At 63.8% G+C, this 13,495-nt stretch carries 15 protein-coding genes and 1 pseudogene; 11 read left to right on the forward strand and 5 right to left on the reverse strand.

The features are described 5' to 3' along the window. The 3 genes and pseudogenes from VGH41_RS05985 to VGH41_RS05995 form a co-directional block, all read left to right on the forward strand. A pseudogene (locus VGH41_RS05985) lies at positions 1–409 on the forward strand (hopanoid biosynthesis associated radical SAM protein HpnJ); the annotation flags it as partial. 109 nt (positions 410–518) lie between these two features. Then, complete coding sequence (gene hpnI, locus VGH41_RS05990) at positions 519–1,727, forward strand: bacteriohopanetetrol glucosamine biosynthesis glycosyltransferase HpnI (RefSeq protein WP_331596508.1); 1,209 nt, start codon at positions 519–521, stop codon at positions 1,725–1,727. Positions 1,728–1,795: 68 nt separating this feature from the next. Then, a complete protein-coding gene (locus tag VGH41_RS05995) occupies positions 1,796–2,821 on the forward strand; it encodes a lysylphosphatidylglycerol synthase domain-containing protein (RefSeq protein WP_331596431.1) in 1,026 nt (341 codons plus the stop codon). A gap of 27 nt (positions 2,822–2,848) precedes the next feature. Here the strand turns inward: VGH41_RS05995 and VGH41_RS06000 are convergent, their stop codons facing one another. After that, positions 2,849–3,019, reverse strand: a complete 171-nt coding sequence (locus VGH41_RS06000; protein ID WP_331596432.1) for a hypothetical protein — start codon at positions 3,017–3,019, stop codon at positions 2,849–2,851. Positions 3,020–3,496: 477 nt separating this feature from the next. Between VGH41_RS06000 and VGH41_RS06005 the strand changes: the two genes are divergently transcribed. From VGH41_RS06005 to VGH41_RS06040, 8 genes are all read left to right on the forward strand, one after another. Beyond that, positions 3,497–3,772, forward strand: coding sequence for a DUF1488 domain-containing protein (locus VGH41_RS06005; protein WP_331596433.1), 276 nt, complete (start codon positions 3,497–3,499; stop codon positions 3,770–3,772). A gap of 79 nt (positions 3,773–3,851) precedes the next feature. Further along, entirely contained in the window at positions 3,852–4,835 is a 984-nt protein-coding gene (locus tag VGH41_RS06010) for a DnaJ C-terminal domain-containing protein (protein WP_331596434.1), read from the forward strand. A gap of 9 nt (positions 4,836–4,844) precedes the next feature. Next, positions 4,845–5,162 carry a chaperone modulator CbpM gene (locus VGH41_RS06015; protein ID WP_331596435.1) on the forward strand — a complete coding sequence of 106 codons (318 nt, stop codon included), beginning with the start codon at positions 4,845–4,847 and terminating at the stop codon, positions 5,160–5,162. Between the two features lie 269 nt (positions 5,163–5,431). Then, positions 5,432–5,902: a DUF2844 domain-containing protein gene (locus VGH41_RS06020; RefSeq protein ID WP_331596436.1), complete on the forward strand. Its 471-nt coding sequence runs from the start codon at positions 5,432–5,434 to the stop codon at positions 5,900–5,902. 11 nt (positions 5,903–5,913) lie between these two features. Then, entirely contained in the window at positions 5,914–7,227 is a 1,314-nt protein-coding gene (locus VGH41_RS06025) for a DUF3443 family protein (protein WP_331596437.1), read from the forward strand. 254 nt (positions 7,228–7,481) lie between these two features. Continuing rightward, positions 7,482–8,504, forward strand: coding sequence for a VTT domain-containing protein (locus tag VGH41_RS06030; RefSeq protein ID WP_331596438.1), 1,023 nt, complete (start codon positions 7,482–7,484; stop codon positions 8,502–8,504). A 116-nt stretch (positions 8,505–8,620) separates the two neighbouring features. Further along, the gene (locus VGH41_RS06035) at positions 8,621–9,571 is read left to right on the forward strand and encodes an aldo/keto reductase (RefSeq protein WP_331596439.1); all 951 of its coding nucleotides are present in this window, start codon (positions 8,621–8,623) and stop codon (positions 9,569–9,571) included. Positions 9,572–9,991: 420 nt separating this feature from the next. After that, positions 9,992–10,813: a formate/nitrite transporter family protein gene (locus VGH41_RS06040; RefSeq protein WP_331596440.1), complete on the forward strand. Its 822-nt coding sequence runs from the start codon at positions 9,992–9,994 to the stop codon at positions 10,811–10,813. Between the two features lie 112 nt (positions 10,814–10,925). On the opposite strand, the gene VGH41_RS06045 is transcribed toward VGH41_RS06040, so the two are convergent. The 4 genes from VGH41_RS06045 to VGH41_RS06060 all read right to left on the reverse strand — a co-directional run bounded on the left by VGH41_RS06045 (position 10,926) and on the right by VGH41_RS06060 (position 13,382). After that, positions 10,926–11,273, reverse strand: coding sequence for a DUF1634 domain-containing protein (locus VGH41_RS06045; RefSeq protein WP_331596441.1), 348 nt, complete (start codon positions 11,271–11,273; stop codon positions 10,926–10,928). Further along, positions 11,270–12,133 (reverse strand): sulfite exporter TauE/SafE family protein, encoded by an 864-nt coding sequence (locus tag VGH41_RS06050; protein ID WP_331596442.1) that lies wholly within the window; start codon positions 12,131–12,133, stop codon positions 11,270–11,272. The genes VGH41_RS06045 and VGH41_RS06050 overlap by 4 nt, the downstream gene beginning before the upstream one ends. Positions 12,134–12,217: 84 nt before the next feature. Further along, on the reverse strand, positions 12,218–12,967 hold the full coding sequence (locus VGH41_RS06055; protein WP_331596443.1) for a GntR family transcriptional regulator: 750 nt from the start codon (positions 12,965–12,967) through the stop codon (positions 12,218–12,220). A gap of 88 nt (positions 12,968–13,055) precedes the next feature. Next, positions 13,056–13,382 (reverse strand): thioredoxin family protein, encoded by a 327-nt coding sequence (locus VGH41_RS06060; RefSeq protein WP_331596444.1) that lies wholly within the window; start codon positions 13,380–13,382, stop codon positions 13,056–13,058. Positions 13,383–13,495: the final 113 nt, after the last annotated feature.

The raw sequence follows: 13,495 nt of genomic DNA on the forward strand, positions 1-13,495 counted from the left end.
GATTCACGGCACGTTCATTCTGGGGCTGCCGGGCGAGACGCAGGAAACGATCGAAAAGACGATCGAGTACGCGAAGGAAATCAACCCGCACACGATCCAGGTGTCGCTCGCCGCGCCGTATCCGGGCACGCGGCTCTACGATCAGGCGGTGGAAAACGGCTGGCTGCAGGAAAACAAGGTGATCAACCTGGTGAGCAAGGAAGGGGTGCAGCTGGCGGCGATCGGTTATCCGCACCTGTCGCGTGAGGAGATCTATCACCACGTCGAGAGCTTTTACAAGCGCTTCTATTTCCGGCCGTCGAAGATCTGGGAAATCGTGCGCGAGATGCTGATGAGCTGGGACATGATGATGCGGCGTCTGCGCGAAGGCGTGGAGTTCTTCCGGTTCCTGCGCGCGCACGAAGCGTGATGACGGCGGCGCAAGCGATGGACACGCGGTGCTTGATCTGTCCCGGACACCGCAGCCGCTTCAGCAGGATGCTCCGATGATCAAGCGTGCAGGGTGGCTCGCGTGCCTGATGAGCGCGTTGCTCGTGATCGGCTGGATCGGTTACGAACAAGGGCCGCAGCGCAGCCTGCATCTGTTTGCCGTCACCCTCGCAGGGATCAGTGGCACCGGTGCCGTGCTGGGCATGCTCTATACCTTGCTGGCAGGCGCCCTCGTCACGCGGTTCTTTGCGCGTGCGCCGGCCGAGCCCGCCAGCTTTCCGCCTGTCACTGTCGTCAAGCCGCTCCACGGTGCGGAGCGAACGCTGTTTTGCAATCTGTCGAGCTTCTGTGAGCAGACCTATCCGGGGCCGGTGCAATTCCTGTTCGGCGTACACGATCCCGCAGACCCGGCCTTGCACACCGTCGAGGCATTGCGACACCGCTATCCCGAGGCGCATATCACCGTGGTCGCCGATACGCGGCTCTACGGACCGAATCGCAAGATGAGCAACATCATCAACATGCTGCCCGAAGCGCAGCATGATGTACTGGTGTTCGCAGACAGCGACGTGAGCGTCGGCCCGAACTATTTGCGTCATCTGGTTGGCGAACTGGAAAAGCCCGGTGTCGGGCTCGTCACGTGCGCGTATCGCGGCCAGCCCGATCCCGGATTCTGGCCGCGCCTTTCGGAGGCCACGACCAACTACCAGTTTCTGCCGGGGGTGGTGACCGGGCTCACCTTCGGTCTCGCGCGTCCCTGTTTCGGACCGACGATTGCGATGCGCCGCGCCACGCTCGACAGGATTGGCGGCTTTGGCCGCTTCGTGCATCACCTGGCCGAGGATCACGCGATCGGCGAAGCAGTGCGCAAAATCGGCGAGGAGGTGGTCGTCCCGCCGTTCACCATTGCACACGCATGCGTCGAGGTGGGCCTGGGCGAGCTGATGGCGCACGAATTGCGCTGGAGCCGAACCATCCGCACGATCGACCCGGTGGGCCACCTCGGCTCGGCGCTCATGCACCCGCTGCCGTTCGCGCTGCTGACGGTGATCTTCGCCGGTGCCGCCACGTGGTCATGGGCACTTGCTTTCGCCGCGCTGCTCGCACGGCTGACACTTAAAATGCAGTCGGATCGTGCTTTACGGCAAGCGCATCGGGACCTGTTGTTGCTGGCGTTCTGGGATATCGTGTCGTTTGCGGTCTTCGTGGCGAGCTTCTTCTCGACACGGGTGATCTGGCGCGGCTTCAGTTTCGAGGTGGATGGCAACGGCTTGCTGTCCCCGGTACAGGACGAGTAACGGGCCATGCAGATTTTTTCCCAAAGCGGCGGCGAGGCGCTACAGCGCCGACTCCGCAGGGTGCCGGCATGAACCGGCATCTGGGGCGTGTCGCGGCGCTGCTCGGCCTCGTGGCGTCGCTGTGGCTGGTGTTTCACGACAATCCGGGCGCGGTTCTGGGGTTGATGCGCGCTGCAGGCGCGGGTTTGCTGCTGGCGGGCGTCGTGCACGTGCTGCCCATGTTCGCCAACGCGCGCGACTGGCAGACGCTGATCCGTGGCGCGAACCGCCCGAGCCTGCTGGCAATGCTGCAGATCGTCTGGGTTCGCGAGTCGGTGAACTGCATGCTGCCGGTGGCGCGCATCGGCGGCGAGGTGGTGTCGTTTCGCCTGCTGCGGCGGCGCGGCGTGCGTGCGTCGACGGCGGTGGCGAGCCTCGTGGCCGACATCCAGCTCACGCTGATCAGCCAGTTGATGTTCACGATGGTCGGCATAGGCTTTCTGTTTGCGCACGCGCAATCCGGCACGTTACGGCTAGCGTCTGACCTCGCGTGGGGCATTGTCGCGCTGACGCCGCTGCTGGTGCTGTTTTCGCTGGTGCAGCACGCCAGTCCTTTCGAGCGCCTCACGCGCATGCTCAATCACGCGACCAGCGGCAAGCTGGCGGCGCTCGTTGGACAGTCCGCGCAGATCGATCAGGCCATCAAACTGATCTGGCGCCGCCGTGGCGTGGTGCTGCGCTACCTGTTCTTCTGGCAACCGGTGCAATGTCTCGCGACGGCCCTCGAAATCTGGGTGGCGCTGTATTTCCTCGGCACGCAGGTGAGCTTTACCGAGGCCGTGGTGATCGAGTCGCTGATTCAGGCGGTGAGCAGCGCGGCGTTTTTTGTACCGGGCGGCCTGGGCGTGCAGGAGGGCGGTTTCGTGTTGATCGGCGGTGCGCTGGGACTCGATCCGGCCACCTGTCTCGCGCTGGCGGGCGCGCGCCGGATTCGCGACCTGCTGATCTTCATACCTGGCCTGTTTGCCTGGCAGATCGCCGAGACGGCGGGCAAACCGCGCAGCGGCTGGGTCAGCGCGCTGGCCGGCAACGGACGGGACGCGGACAAGTCCTGAACGTGTGCACCGCGCCAGCGCGTGATCTCAACCTACCGGCGTTTCACCTTCGCCCGGCTTCTTGCCGGGCTTGTCCGCGGGCGACTGCTTGCGCGATTCGTCATGCCGTTCGGGCATTTTGCTTTTCTCATTGTCACTGTGACGGGTGGGATCCGGATGTTCGAGATCCGGGGGCGTGGTCTGTGGCGTTTTGCTCATCACGTACTCCTTGAGTGAGGATCTACCTTCAGTAGCAATGGACGGTCCCGACCGGGCGCAGCCATCCGCCCCGCTCAACCAGACGTCGCCACCCGAAGCCGACAAAACTGCGCAGCTTCGGCGTCGGCCGGCGCTCCTCGGCGAATAGCAGAGACATGGCGCGGACCGGCGACTGATAGCCGGGCAGCCCCTGAACGAGGCGCGCGGCTGCGAAATCGTCGTGACCACGTGGATCCTGAGCTGGCTTAGGCCCACTTGAACTGCCGTGGCCTGTCTAAAGCTGAAGGAGCGCCGCGAGGCTGGCCACCGCGACAACAAGTCCAATGGCGCGGCTTGTGCAGCAGCACGCGTCGTCTATGCTGAAGGAACGCGTGTGTGACCGCGGCATGACGAATCGCCATGCATGCGCTCACGCAGACGTCCGATCTCGTTGGGTTCGCCGGCATGCAGAGCCCACGGAACAGCCAGGCAGGTGTCATGCACATTCATTTCCCGCAAGAAAGCCCGGAATACTGCGGCCGGGATCTCGTCGTCGCCTTCACGGCCATCGTGGATGACGAGCATGTCCAGTGCGCCATCACCGCGGAGGCGCTCGAAGATCACTTCGGCGCGGTCTCGCTGCGGGAAAGCGACCTGATCAGCGCGTTCGATTCGCACCGGCATGCGATCGAACAGGCGGCCCGCGAAATGCTCGCCGAAGTGGGCGCCAGACCGGTGCTGCTGCATAGCGGCTATTTTCGCTTCACCGAATGACCGCGGGCGGCGTGGCAAGCTCGCGCCGCCGGCAATTTGAACGCAGTGCCGTCCTCACCTTTCAGGGGCTGTCATTCAAATGAAATACAAGGACTATTACGCAACCCTCGGGGTGGAGCGGGCCGCGACCCAGGACGATATCAAGCGCTCGTATCGCAAGCTGGCTCGCAAATATCATCCGGATGTCAGCAAACAGGCCGACGCCGAAGAGCGCTTCAAAGATCTCGGCGCGGCGTACGAGGTGCTGAAGGACCCGGAAAAACGCGCTGCCTACGACAGGCTGGGCAGCGAATGGCAAAGCGGTCAGGACTTCCAGCCTCCGCCTGACTGGGACGCAGGCTTCGAATTCCGCGGAGCGGGCGACGGCGGCTTCGGGCAGGGAGCAGGCCACGAGGCGGGCGCTGAGGCCAACCTCGACGATTTCTTCGAAGCGATGTTCGGCCGCGCCCGCGGCGGCCACGCCCGGCACGGCGCGTCGGCCAGCATGGGCGGTCAGGACCATCACGCGAAGGTGCTGATCGACCTGGAGGAGGCCTACCGCGGCGCGCAACGCGCCATCTCGCTGCAGATGCCCACAGTCGACGAACAGGGCCACGTCGCGCTGCAAACCCGCACCTTGAACGTGACCATTCCGAAGGGCGTCAAGGCCGGGCAGCACTTGCGGCTTGCCGGACAAGGCGGCCCGGGCGTCGGTGGCGGACCGGCCGGCGACCTGTTTCTGGAGATCGCGTTTCGCGAGCATCCGCGCTTTCGCCTCGACGGGCGCGACGTTTCGATCGACTTGCCGGTCGCGCCGTGGGAAGCCGCGCTGGGTGCACCGGTCGCCGTGCCGACACCGGACGGCCTGGTCGAGATGACCGTGCCCAAAGGCTCGGCGGGTGGCCGGCGCTTACGCCTCAAAGGCAAAGGCATTCCGGGCAGCGGCGGCAACGCGCCGGCCGGCGATCTCTATGTGGTCTTGAACATCGTCTTGCCCGCTGCCGACACGCCGGGTGCCGAAGCCGCCTACAAGGCGCTGCGGCAGGCGTGCAACTTCGATCCGCGTGCGCATTTTTATGGATGATCGCTCATCATGAAAGAGTCCGTGACGACCTATCTGGAAGGCCAGATTGTCAATGACGAAGTCGAATTCACGCTGGTCGAGCTATGCCGGGCGAGCGGTGCGTCGGAGCAGGAGGTCACCCTGTGGGTCGCCGAGGGCGCGTTCGATCCGCGCGGCGCGAATCCCGACGAGTGGCGCTTTGGCGGCGCGTCGCTGCGGCGCGTGCGGACCGCGCGGCGGCTCGCGCATGATCTCGAGATCAATCCGCCCGGCATTGCGCTGGTGCTCGATCTGCTCGACCAGATCGACGCCTTGCGGGCGAATCCGCGGCGCTCCCGTACTGGATGACTTACAAACGGGCGCGAACTTGCGCGCCATGCGCGTGACCGGGGCCCGGCCAGCAACGGCCCGACGAGGACTGCACCTCAGCCGGCCGGCGGGCCGTGGCTATTCATGCGCCCGCCTTGCACCGTCGAACAATCCGCAATTGCGGCCTTTCTCCCGTTCTTTTCCGCCGATTAGAAGCACTCGATCCCCCTAATAATCCATCCTCGCTGTGTAAGGTGGCGCAAGTCAGAACACGTCCCTGCGCGCGATAAGAAAACCCGGGAGAAAGAATGACAGGCAGCATGCTTCGCGCGGTGGCGGGGGTGATCACGCTAGCCGCCGGCATCCCCGCGCAGGCCGCGCTCGGCGGCGCGCCGAGCTGGCCGGCGAGTCGTGCCAGTGCGGCCACGCGGCTGGTGCAGCACACCAGTTCAGCGGCGGTGGCCTATACGGTCAATGAAACCACGCTTCTATCCGGCACTGTCGTGCGCGAATACATTGCGCAGGGTGGCAGCGTGTTCGCCGTGGTCTGGCAAGGCCCGCAGATGGCGCCGCTCAGCACGCTGCTGGGCAGCTATTTCCCGGCGTATCTGCAGGGCGTGAGCGCGGCACGCGCGACCCAGGGCGGCGGCCACGGGCCCGCCACGGTGCTGCAGACGGGGCTGATCGTGCAGTCCGGCGGACACATGGGCCACTTCAGCGGCCGGGCCTGGTTGCCCGGGGCACTCCCACAAGGTACGAGTCCCGACGACCTGCAATGATCATGATCAAGATGACAAAAAAATTCGCGTGGGCGTTGCTTGCGGCCATTCTGTGCGGTTTCGCCGCGTGCGGCGGTGGCGGCGGCAGTTCGTCGTCCACTTCGACAAGCGGAAATTCGAGCAACGCCCCGTCCAACCCGCCGACCAACGGCCCAGCGGCCACGAACGGCACGATCAGTCCGTCGAATCCGGGTGCGGTGCCGACCGCGCTCGCCGCCAATGCGGTGTCGATCAGCGTGTCGCACACGTCCTTTAACCGGTTCAACCTGCCGATGGTCAGCGTGACCCTCTGCACGGCCGGCAGCGGCGCGGCTGCGAACTGCACGACGATCGACAACGTGCTGCTCGATACCGAGTCGTTCGGCTTGCGCCTGTTCGCCTCGGCCATTCCTGCGACGACGCTGGATACGCTCAACCCGCAGACCCAGACATCGAGCGGGGCCACCATCGCCGAATGCGCGCTGTTCGGCAGCGGCTACTCGTGGGGCACCGTGCGCAACGCCGATCTCAGGCTAGGCGGCGAAGTGGCGCAGAACGTGCCCATTCAGGTGATGTCCGACCCGCTGCTCAACGCTTCCGCACCCGGCGACTGCCAGCAACAGCCGCCGTTTGCGGTGCCGACGGATCTGGGCGCGAATGGCATTCTCGGACTCGGCGTGGCGCCGCAAGACTGCGGCAGCCAGTGCGTGACGAATAGCCCGGCGGGGTTCTACTACGCGTGCACAAGTTCGAACTGCAGCGTGACGAACCAGGCGATCACCCAGCAGGTGAGCAACCCCGTGCAATTCTTCGGGGCGGACAGTAACGGCATCGTGGTGGAGATGCAGCCGCTCGACGCGAGCGGCGCGCAATCGGCAAGCGGTACGCTCGTATTCGGTATCGATACGCAGCCCAACAACACGCTCGCCGGCAGCGGCGCCACCGTGCTGACGACCAGCTCCTGGGGCGACTTCAACGCGAACTACAACGGCACCGCTTACGCCGGCACGGCGTTCTTCGATTCGGGCTCGAACGTGCTGTTCTTCCAGGATGCGAGCATTGGCGTGAACAGCCGCAAGGACTATGTTCCGGGCACGACGCTGGCGCGCTCGGTTTCGATTGCCGGCAACAATCTCACGACGGCCACCATCAACTTCAATGTGGCCAATGCGAACACGTTGCTCAGTTCCGGCAACTACGCGTTCAACGATATCGCCTCGTATATGTCCGGCACCTTCGATATGGGCTTGCCGTTCTTCTTCGGGCGCCACGTCTACTACGGCATGGCGGGTGCGAGCTCGCCAGGCGGCGGCACCGGTCCGTACGTCGCTTTCACTTCCAGCTGAGCGCCTCGCGCGCGTCTTTCGCTTCTACAGGTTCGGCAGATTCCCGCTGCATGCCCGCAAGGGCGCAGCGGGCATGGCGGCTGGACGACCGGTAGGGAGGCGGCGTGCGTGCGGCCCGTTCGATCGCCCGGCTCGATGATGCGAATTGGCATTTTTGTTTAGAATCCGTCGGTCGACAGTAAGCCGGGTTTTGCCAGGGCTGCAGAGACAGAACGAAGTTCAGCCATCGGCGATGGCTTTCCCGGAGCGGTATCGTGTGGCAATTCCCGACAGCTATTCCACCGTCGCTGTGCGCGTGGACCGTGTTCATGAGCGTGCTGATCACGCAACTCGGCATGCCGTTGCCGGCCGCGCCCATGCTGATTCTGGCCGGCACCATGGCCGCCATGGGGCAAGTCTCCTATGCAGGCGTGTTCACGGCCGCGATCTGCGCGACGCTGCTCGCCGACGCGCTCTGGTTCACCGTGGGACGGCTGCGCGGCCGGCGCATGCTCAATTCGCTGGTGCGCTATTCGCTGTCCTTCGACGCCACGGTGCGGGTCGCGCGTCACTTCTTCGAACGCTTCGGCGCGCCGCTTCTCACGGTATCCAAATTCATCCCTGGACTGGGTCTCATCGCGGCGCCGTTGCTCGGCACGACCTCTATCGATCCGCGCATTTTCCTGCTCTGGGATGTGCTCGGTGCATCGCTATGGGCCGGTGCGTGGCTCGTCGGCGGTGCGGCCTTGCATGATGAAATCGCCCAACTGATGCTGCTGGTTCGACACAATCACGGCACGGTGTTCGATATTTTCGGGGTGCTGGGCGCGGCCTTTCTTGCGTACCGGTGGATTCGCCGCGTGCAGTTTCGCCGCTGGCTCGCCAAGGTGCGCATTTCGCCCGAGCAACTGGACGAACTGATGAAGTCGGACGCGCCGCCGCTGATCTTCGATGCACGTCCCAAGGAGGTGCGCGAGAAGGAGGCCTACCGGATTCCCGGCGCCCGCGCGCTGGATCTGGAGTCGCCGGATCAGCTCGAGCCCGCCTTGCTGGCGCGTCCGATCGTCGTCTACTGCGTGTGTCCCAACGAAGCCACCGCCAAGCGCATCGTGACGCAGTTGCATCGCAAGAATATTCATCACGTGCACGCGCTCAAGGGCGGTCTCGATGCCTGGGAGAAGCGCGGTTATCCCGTCGAGCCGCTCTCGGCCGATTTCCATGCGCGAGGAGACGAGGACCACGATTTCGATGCGGTGCTCGACAACGAATACACCGTGCGGGCGCGTTTGACGAAGTGACAATGTGACGAAGTGACGAAGTGATGTAAGCCGCACGCAAGGCTGAGTGGCCGGACACCTGATTTCTGTCCGGGTGCTATGCTTTTTGTCCGGTAATTCACTCGACAGGAACCGTCATGCAGCAACGCAAAATCGGCACATCGGATCTTCAGGTCGCACCGCTCGTGTTCGGCGGCAATGTGTTCGGCTGGACCGCCGACGAACGCACTTCGTTCTCCATTCTCGATGCGTTTGTCGAGCACGGCCTGAATTTCATCGATACCGCTGACGTGTATTCCGCGTGGGTCGACGGCCATCAGGGCGGCGAGTCGGAAACCATCATCGGCAAGTGGTTCAAGCAAAGCGGCAAGCGCGAGAAGATTGTGCTCGCAACCAAAGTAGGTATGTTGAGCACGCGCGCCGGTTTGTCGGCCGCGAACATCCAGGCCGCCGTCGACGATTCGCTGCGTCGCTTGCAGACGGATTACATCGACGTCTATTTCTCGCATCTCGACGACGAAAAGACCCAGTTCGACGAAACGCTCGGCGCCTATCAGAAGCTCATCAAGGCAGGCAAGGTGCGTGTGATCGGCGCGTCGAACTATAGCGGTGCGCGCTTGCAAGCCGCCATGGCGATCGCGAAGGACGAGGACTTGCCGGCCTATCAGATCGTCCAGCCCGAATACAACCTGTACGACCGCGCAGGGTATGAGAACGACATCGAACCGGTTGTCACGGCAAACGGGCTTGCTGTGGTGACGTATTTCAGTCTCGCCAGCGGTTTTCTGAGCGGCAAGTACCGTTCGAAGGAAGATACGACGAACGCCGCGCGCGGCTCGCGCGTCGAAAAGTATCTGAACCCGCGCGGTTTCCGGATTATCGATGCACTGGTCGACGTGGCGAAACGCAACCACACCACGCCGGCCGCCGTCGCGCTGGCATGGGTCATCGCGCGTCCGGGCGTGACCGCGCCGATTGCCAGCGCCACCTCGGTGGAGCAACTGGAAAGTCTCGCGGCCGCGACGCGTCTGACGCTGTCGGCCGAGGACCTGAAGACACTCGATGTGGCTAGCGCGCCGGCAAAGTAAGCGGGCAGTTGGTAACGCGCAATGAGACCTGTCTCATGCGAAACGACCCAGGCGCCCTGCGATCGGCAGGGCGTTTTTTTTAGTGCAGTGACTTTGGTCGTCGCGAGAAATATTCAGTAATAGAGACGCGCGCGTCCCGCAGCGCGGCGCAATGGCAGCAGATTATTCGCGCATTAGCAATGATCGAAATGTCGCAGTAAAGCGCCACTGAGGAAGCGCAAATGTGGTCCTGTCGCCCCATCTGTGTGCACGGTACTCAAAAAGGGATACAGAACTCACGCGGTCGCGGGAGTACAGTTTTATTGAGCCGCGAATACCGGCACTTGTTGATCGACAACGCGATTTGTCGCCCTATCATATGCGCCAGTTTGACGCACCGCCGAGCCCCTGGCGACGGGCGGGAGACCAACCTCTGGAGCAATGATGTACGCAGACAGTATCGACAAATTCGCAAAGACCGGTGCACATAAAGTGTCGGCTATTGTGCGCTCGCCCCTCGCTTTTCTGATTGGCGCGGCCATGGCTGGAGCCTATATCGGCTTCGGCGATATCCTGATGTTCTCAGTCGGCTCGCACGTCGATCCAGCTTACGTTCACCTGATCATGGGCGCTGTGTTTGCGTGCGCGCTCACCATCGTCGTGTTCGCCGGCTCGGACCTGTTCACGGGCACGGCGATGTATATGCCGCTCGCGGTGCTGCGCGGCGAGACGGGTGTTGGCGGCATGGTGCTGGTGTGGATCGTCTGCTGGATCGGCAATCTGATCGGCGCCGTGGTACTGGCTGCGCTCCTGCATGCGGCCGGCGGTGGCGTGCTGCTGACCGACGGTTCGGAAGTGTTCTTCAAGGCGGTGACGGCGAAGATGTCGGCGCCGGGTCTGGCGCTCTTCGCGAAGGGCCTGCTGTGTAACTGGCTCGTGTGCCTCGCCATCTGGATGGCGGCACGCACCAGCAACGACGGCGCAAAGCTGGGCCTGATTTTCTGGCCGGTGTTTGCTTTCGTTGCATGCGGCTTCGAGCACAGTGTCGCGAACATGTTCGTGTTCGCACTCGCGCTGCTTGGCGAGCATCCTGAGAATGTCACGCTGGCTGGCGCGATCCACAACGAAGTTTTCGTGACCCTCGGCAACCTCGCCGGCGGCGGAATCTTCATGGCTCTCGGCTACTGGCTGCAGGAAGGCGGCATGGGCCATCCGTCGAAATCGCGTCTGCCGGCTACGGCTGGCAATGCAGGCACGAACTGATTAGCAGGTTAGGGCAGGTTCGATTGGCACGCGCCTGATACGTCAGGCGCGTGCGCAGTTCAGGCACTCACGGTGCGAAGCAGCGTGCGAAACAGGATGCGAAGCAGGACCTTCAGCCTGGCATCGACACGCTCAGATGGGCGCCCACGGCGCAACCGGTCAGCACGATCAGAAGAACCAGCGCGGTGACCGCGCTAAACCGGTAGTCGCGTCGGTGCAGGAACACCCCAAGCATCAGCGCAAGCCGCAGCACCGGCAGCAGAATAAACAGCCCAATCCCCACTGTGACGATAGACGAGCCCGACAGCGTCAGGCCGCAATAGATGTGCGCGTGTGGCTGGCCGAGCGTCAGCAGCAGACCGGTCGCAATCGTTAGTGATGCGATCCATGTCCCACCCTTGAGCAGTGCAGCGAGCAGGCGTTCGAGCGAAGCGCATGTTGCCGGGATCCCGCCGCTCATGCCTGGCCGCCGAACGGGTGGAGGTGAAACGCCTCGAACAGCATCTGCGCAGCGAGCGCCACCAGCACCACGACAAACAACACCCGCAGCCTCTCGTTGGACACCCGCATCAGCACGCGCGCTCCCAGCACCGCACCGGCGACGGAGCCCAGCGCAACCGGCCCGGCAATTGCACTGACGATATCGCCGCGCAGGAAATACGCGCCTGCGCTGGCCGCGGCCGTCACGCCGATCATGAAGTTGGAGGTCGCCGACGAGACCTTGATCGGAAGGCGCAGTGCCGTATCCATGGCGGGAATCTTCAGTACACCGCTACCGATTCCCAGCAGCGCCGAGACGAGCCCCGCGCCGTACATCAGCAGCATGGCCGCCGGCACTCGCTGCACCTGATAGGCGATCTCGCGGCCCGAGGCGTGGTCCGGATAGCTCGAATCGAGTCCGAGCGACGCGCTCCATCCGCCGGCACCGGCTGCGCGTAGCGCTGTGCCCGGGTCCGCGCGGCGCGCAAGCATTTGCCGCGCCGATACCAGCAGGATCAGCGCAAACAGCAGAAAGAGGGCGGACACCGGCAGCAGGCCGACCAGCAACACGCCGCACAGTGCGCCCAGCGTGGTAGCCGTTTCCAGTACGACCGCCAGCTTTACATGGGTGGTGCGGCCGCGCAGGAACGGCGCCGCGCCGCCGCATGAGCACGCGATCACGGAGACGATACTGGCGCCGATCGCGACGTGGATGTCGAGGTGCCCGAACATGGTCAGGATGGGCACGATAAAGATGCCGCTGGCCATGCCGAGCATGCCGCCCAGCGCGCTTGCGCCAAGCGAGACCGCGAAGAGCCAGAAGGTAAAGCCCACATCCATTGCTGCTGTCCTCGCTAGTCGAACGATCCGCGCGTGGCCGCGCGTCAGGTGCCTTTCATTGCGCGCATTCCGCCGCGCTGGCGGTCAGGATTTCGGGCGCCGGGCGAGGCGCGTCACGAACTGGATCTGATCGCCACGGTAGTAAAGCTTTTCGTAATCGACCGGTTGATGCCCGGCGCAATACGAGGTGCGTTCGATCAGGAAAATCGGGCTACCGGGTTCGACGCCGAGCGCCTCTGCCACCGTTTCGTTTGCGCAGGTGGCTTCGAGCCGGTATTCGGCTTCGACGAGCGGCATGTCGTATTTCTGCTCGAGCAGCGAGAAGATTGGTTCGGTTTCCAGATCGTTGTTGATGATCTTTTCGCCAATCGCTTTGGGTAACCAGGTTTCGTCGAATGACAGCGGCATGCCGTCCGCCAGCCGCACCCGCTGGATGCGCACCACCGGCGTGCCCGCCGGAACCGCGAGCTGGCGCGCGACGGCATCGGTGGCATGCAGCACTTGCTTGTCGACGAGGCGTGCGCTCGGATGACGTCCGAGCGCCTGCATGTCTTCGACGAAACCGCTTAGCTCGGTGAGTTCCTGGGTGATCTTCGGTTGGGTGACGAAGGTCCCTTTGCCGCGGCGAATTTCGATCAGCCCGCGCTCGATCAGGTTGCGCACCGTCTTATGAAGCGTGGTGCGGCTCACGCCGAAGCGTTCGAGCAGCGCGTCTTCATTGGGCAACTGGCTGCCGGGCGGATACGTGCCGTCGGCGATGCTGGCCGCAAGCACTGCTTCGACCTGAGCGTAGAGCGGAATACGGCTGTCGAGATCAATGTCCATAGACGACATAGTGACATCATGACGTCACTATGTCAATGCGGTACACTCGGCCTTTCAGCCTTCAGCCTTGCGGTCCCCAGGACAGGAGCGCGTGCCGTCAGAGCAGCGCGCCGAATCCTTCCTGCACGGCCTGCACGTCCACCGGCCGCACCACCCGCGCGACTTCGGCGCCATCCTTCAGGAAGATCAGGGTTGGCCACAGTTTCACCCGGAACGAACGGCCAAGCGGCCGGCCGGGGCCATCTTCGATCTTCAGGTGACGCACGCCGGGATGCGCTTCGAACGCCTCGCGAATCAGCGGTTGCGCGCCCTGGCAATAGCCGCACCAGTCGGTGCCGAAGTTGAGGACCGTCGCACCGGCGAGCGCATCGACCTCCGTACGCGAAGGCGAAGTGGTCGAATAGGGAACGTCTCGAGAGGCCATTTTTGCTCCGTTGAACGCGGGCGGCTCAGCATGAATTACCTGCCGCCCGTCAGGGAATCGGGTCGTGCAGCAAACCTGAATGTATCGGAAAGCGTCGCGCGTCGCAGAGCGCG

The sequence above is a fragment of the Paraburkholderia sp. genome, from assembly GCF_036488795.1.
In the GTDB taxonomy this organism is placed as follows: Bacteria; Pseudomonadota; Gammaproteobacteria; order Burkholderiales; family Burkholderiaceae; genus Paraburkholderia.

Bases quoted from the DNA above. Each gene is read 5' to 3' on its own strand.
- hpnI (WP_331596508.1), top strand. From the start codon at position 519: ATGAGCGCGTTGCTCGTGATCGGCTGGATCGGTTACGAACAAGGGCCG.
- VGH41_RS05995 (WP_331596431.1), top strand. From the start codon at position 1,796: ATGAACCGGCATCTGGGGCGTGTCGCGGCGCTGCTCGGCCTCGTGGCG.
- VGH41_RS06000 (WP_331596432.1), bottom strand. From the start codon at position 3,019: ATGAGCAAAACGCCACAGACCACGCCCCCGGATCTCGAACATCCGGAT.
- VGH41_RS06005 (WP_331596433.1), top strand. From the start codon at position 3,497: ATGCACATTCATTTCCCGCAAGAAAGCCCGGAATACTGCGGCCGGGAT.
- VGH41_RS06010 (WP_331596434.1), top strand. From the start codon at position 3,852: ATGAAATACAAGGACTATTACGCAACCCTCGGGGTGGAGCGGGCCGCG.
- VGH41_RS06015 (WP_331596435.1), top strand. From the start codon at position 4,845: ATGAAAGAGTCCGTGACGACCTATCTGGAAGGCCAGATTGTCAATGAC.
- VGH41_RS06020 (WP_331596436.1), top strand. From the start codon at position 5,432: ATGACAGGCAGCATGCTTCGCGCGGTGGCGGGGGTGATCACGCTAGCC.
- VGH41_RS06025 (WP_331596437.1), top strand. From the start codon at position 5,914: ATGACAAAAAAATTCGCGTGGGCGTTGCTTGCGGCCATTCTGTGCGGT.
- VGH41_RS06035 (WP_331596439.1), top strand. From the start codon at position 8,621: ATGCAGCAACGCAAAATCGGCACATCGGATCTTCAGGTCGCACCGCTC.
- VGH41_RS06040 (WP_331596440.1), top strand. From the start codon at position 9,992: ATGATGTACGCAGACAGTATCGACAAATTCGCAAAGACCGGTGCACAT.
- VGH41_RS06045 (WP_331596441.1), bottom strand. From the start codon at position 11,273: ATGAGCGGCGGGATCCCGGCAACATGCGCTTCGCTCGAACGCCTGCTC.
- VGH41_RS06050 (WP_331596442.1), bottom strand. From the start codon at position 12,133: ATGGATGTGGGCTTTACCTTCTGGCTCTTCGCGGTCTCGCTTGGCGCA.
- VGH41_RS06055 (WP_331596443.1), bottom strand. From the start codon at position 12,967: ATGTCGTCTATGGACATTGATCTCGACAGCCGTATTCCGCTCTACGCT.
- VGH41_RS06060 (WP_331596444.1), bottom strand. From the start codon at position 13,382: ATGGCCTCTCGAGACGTTCCCTATTCGACCACTTCGCCTTCGCGTACG.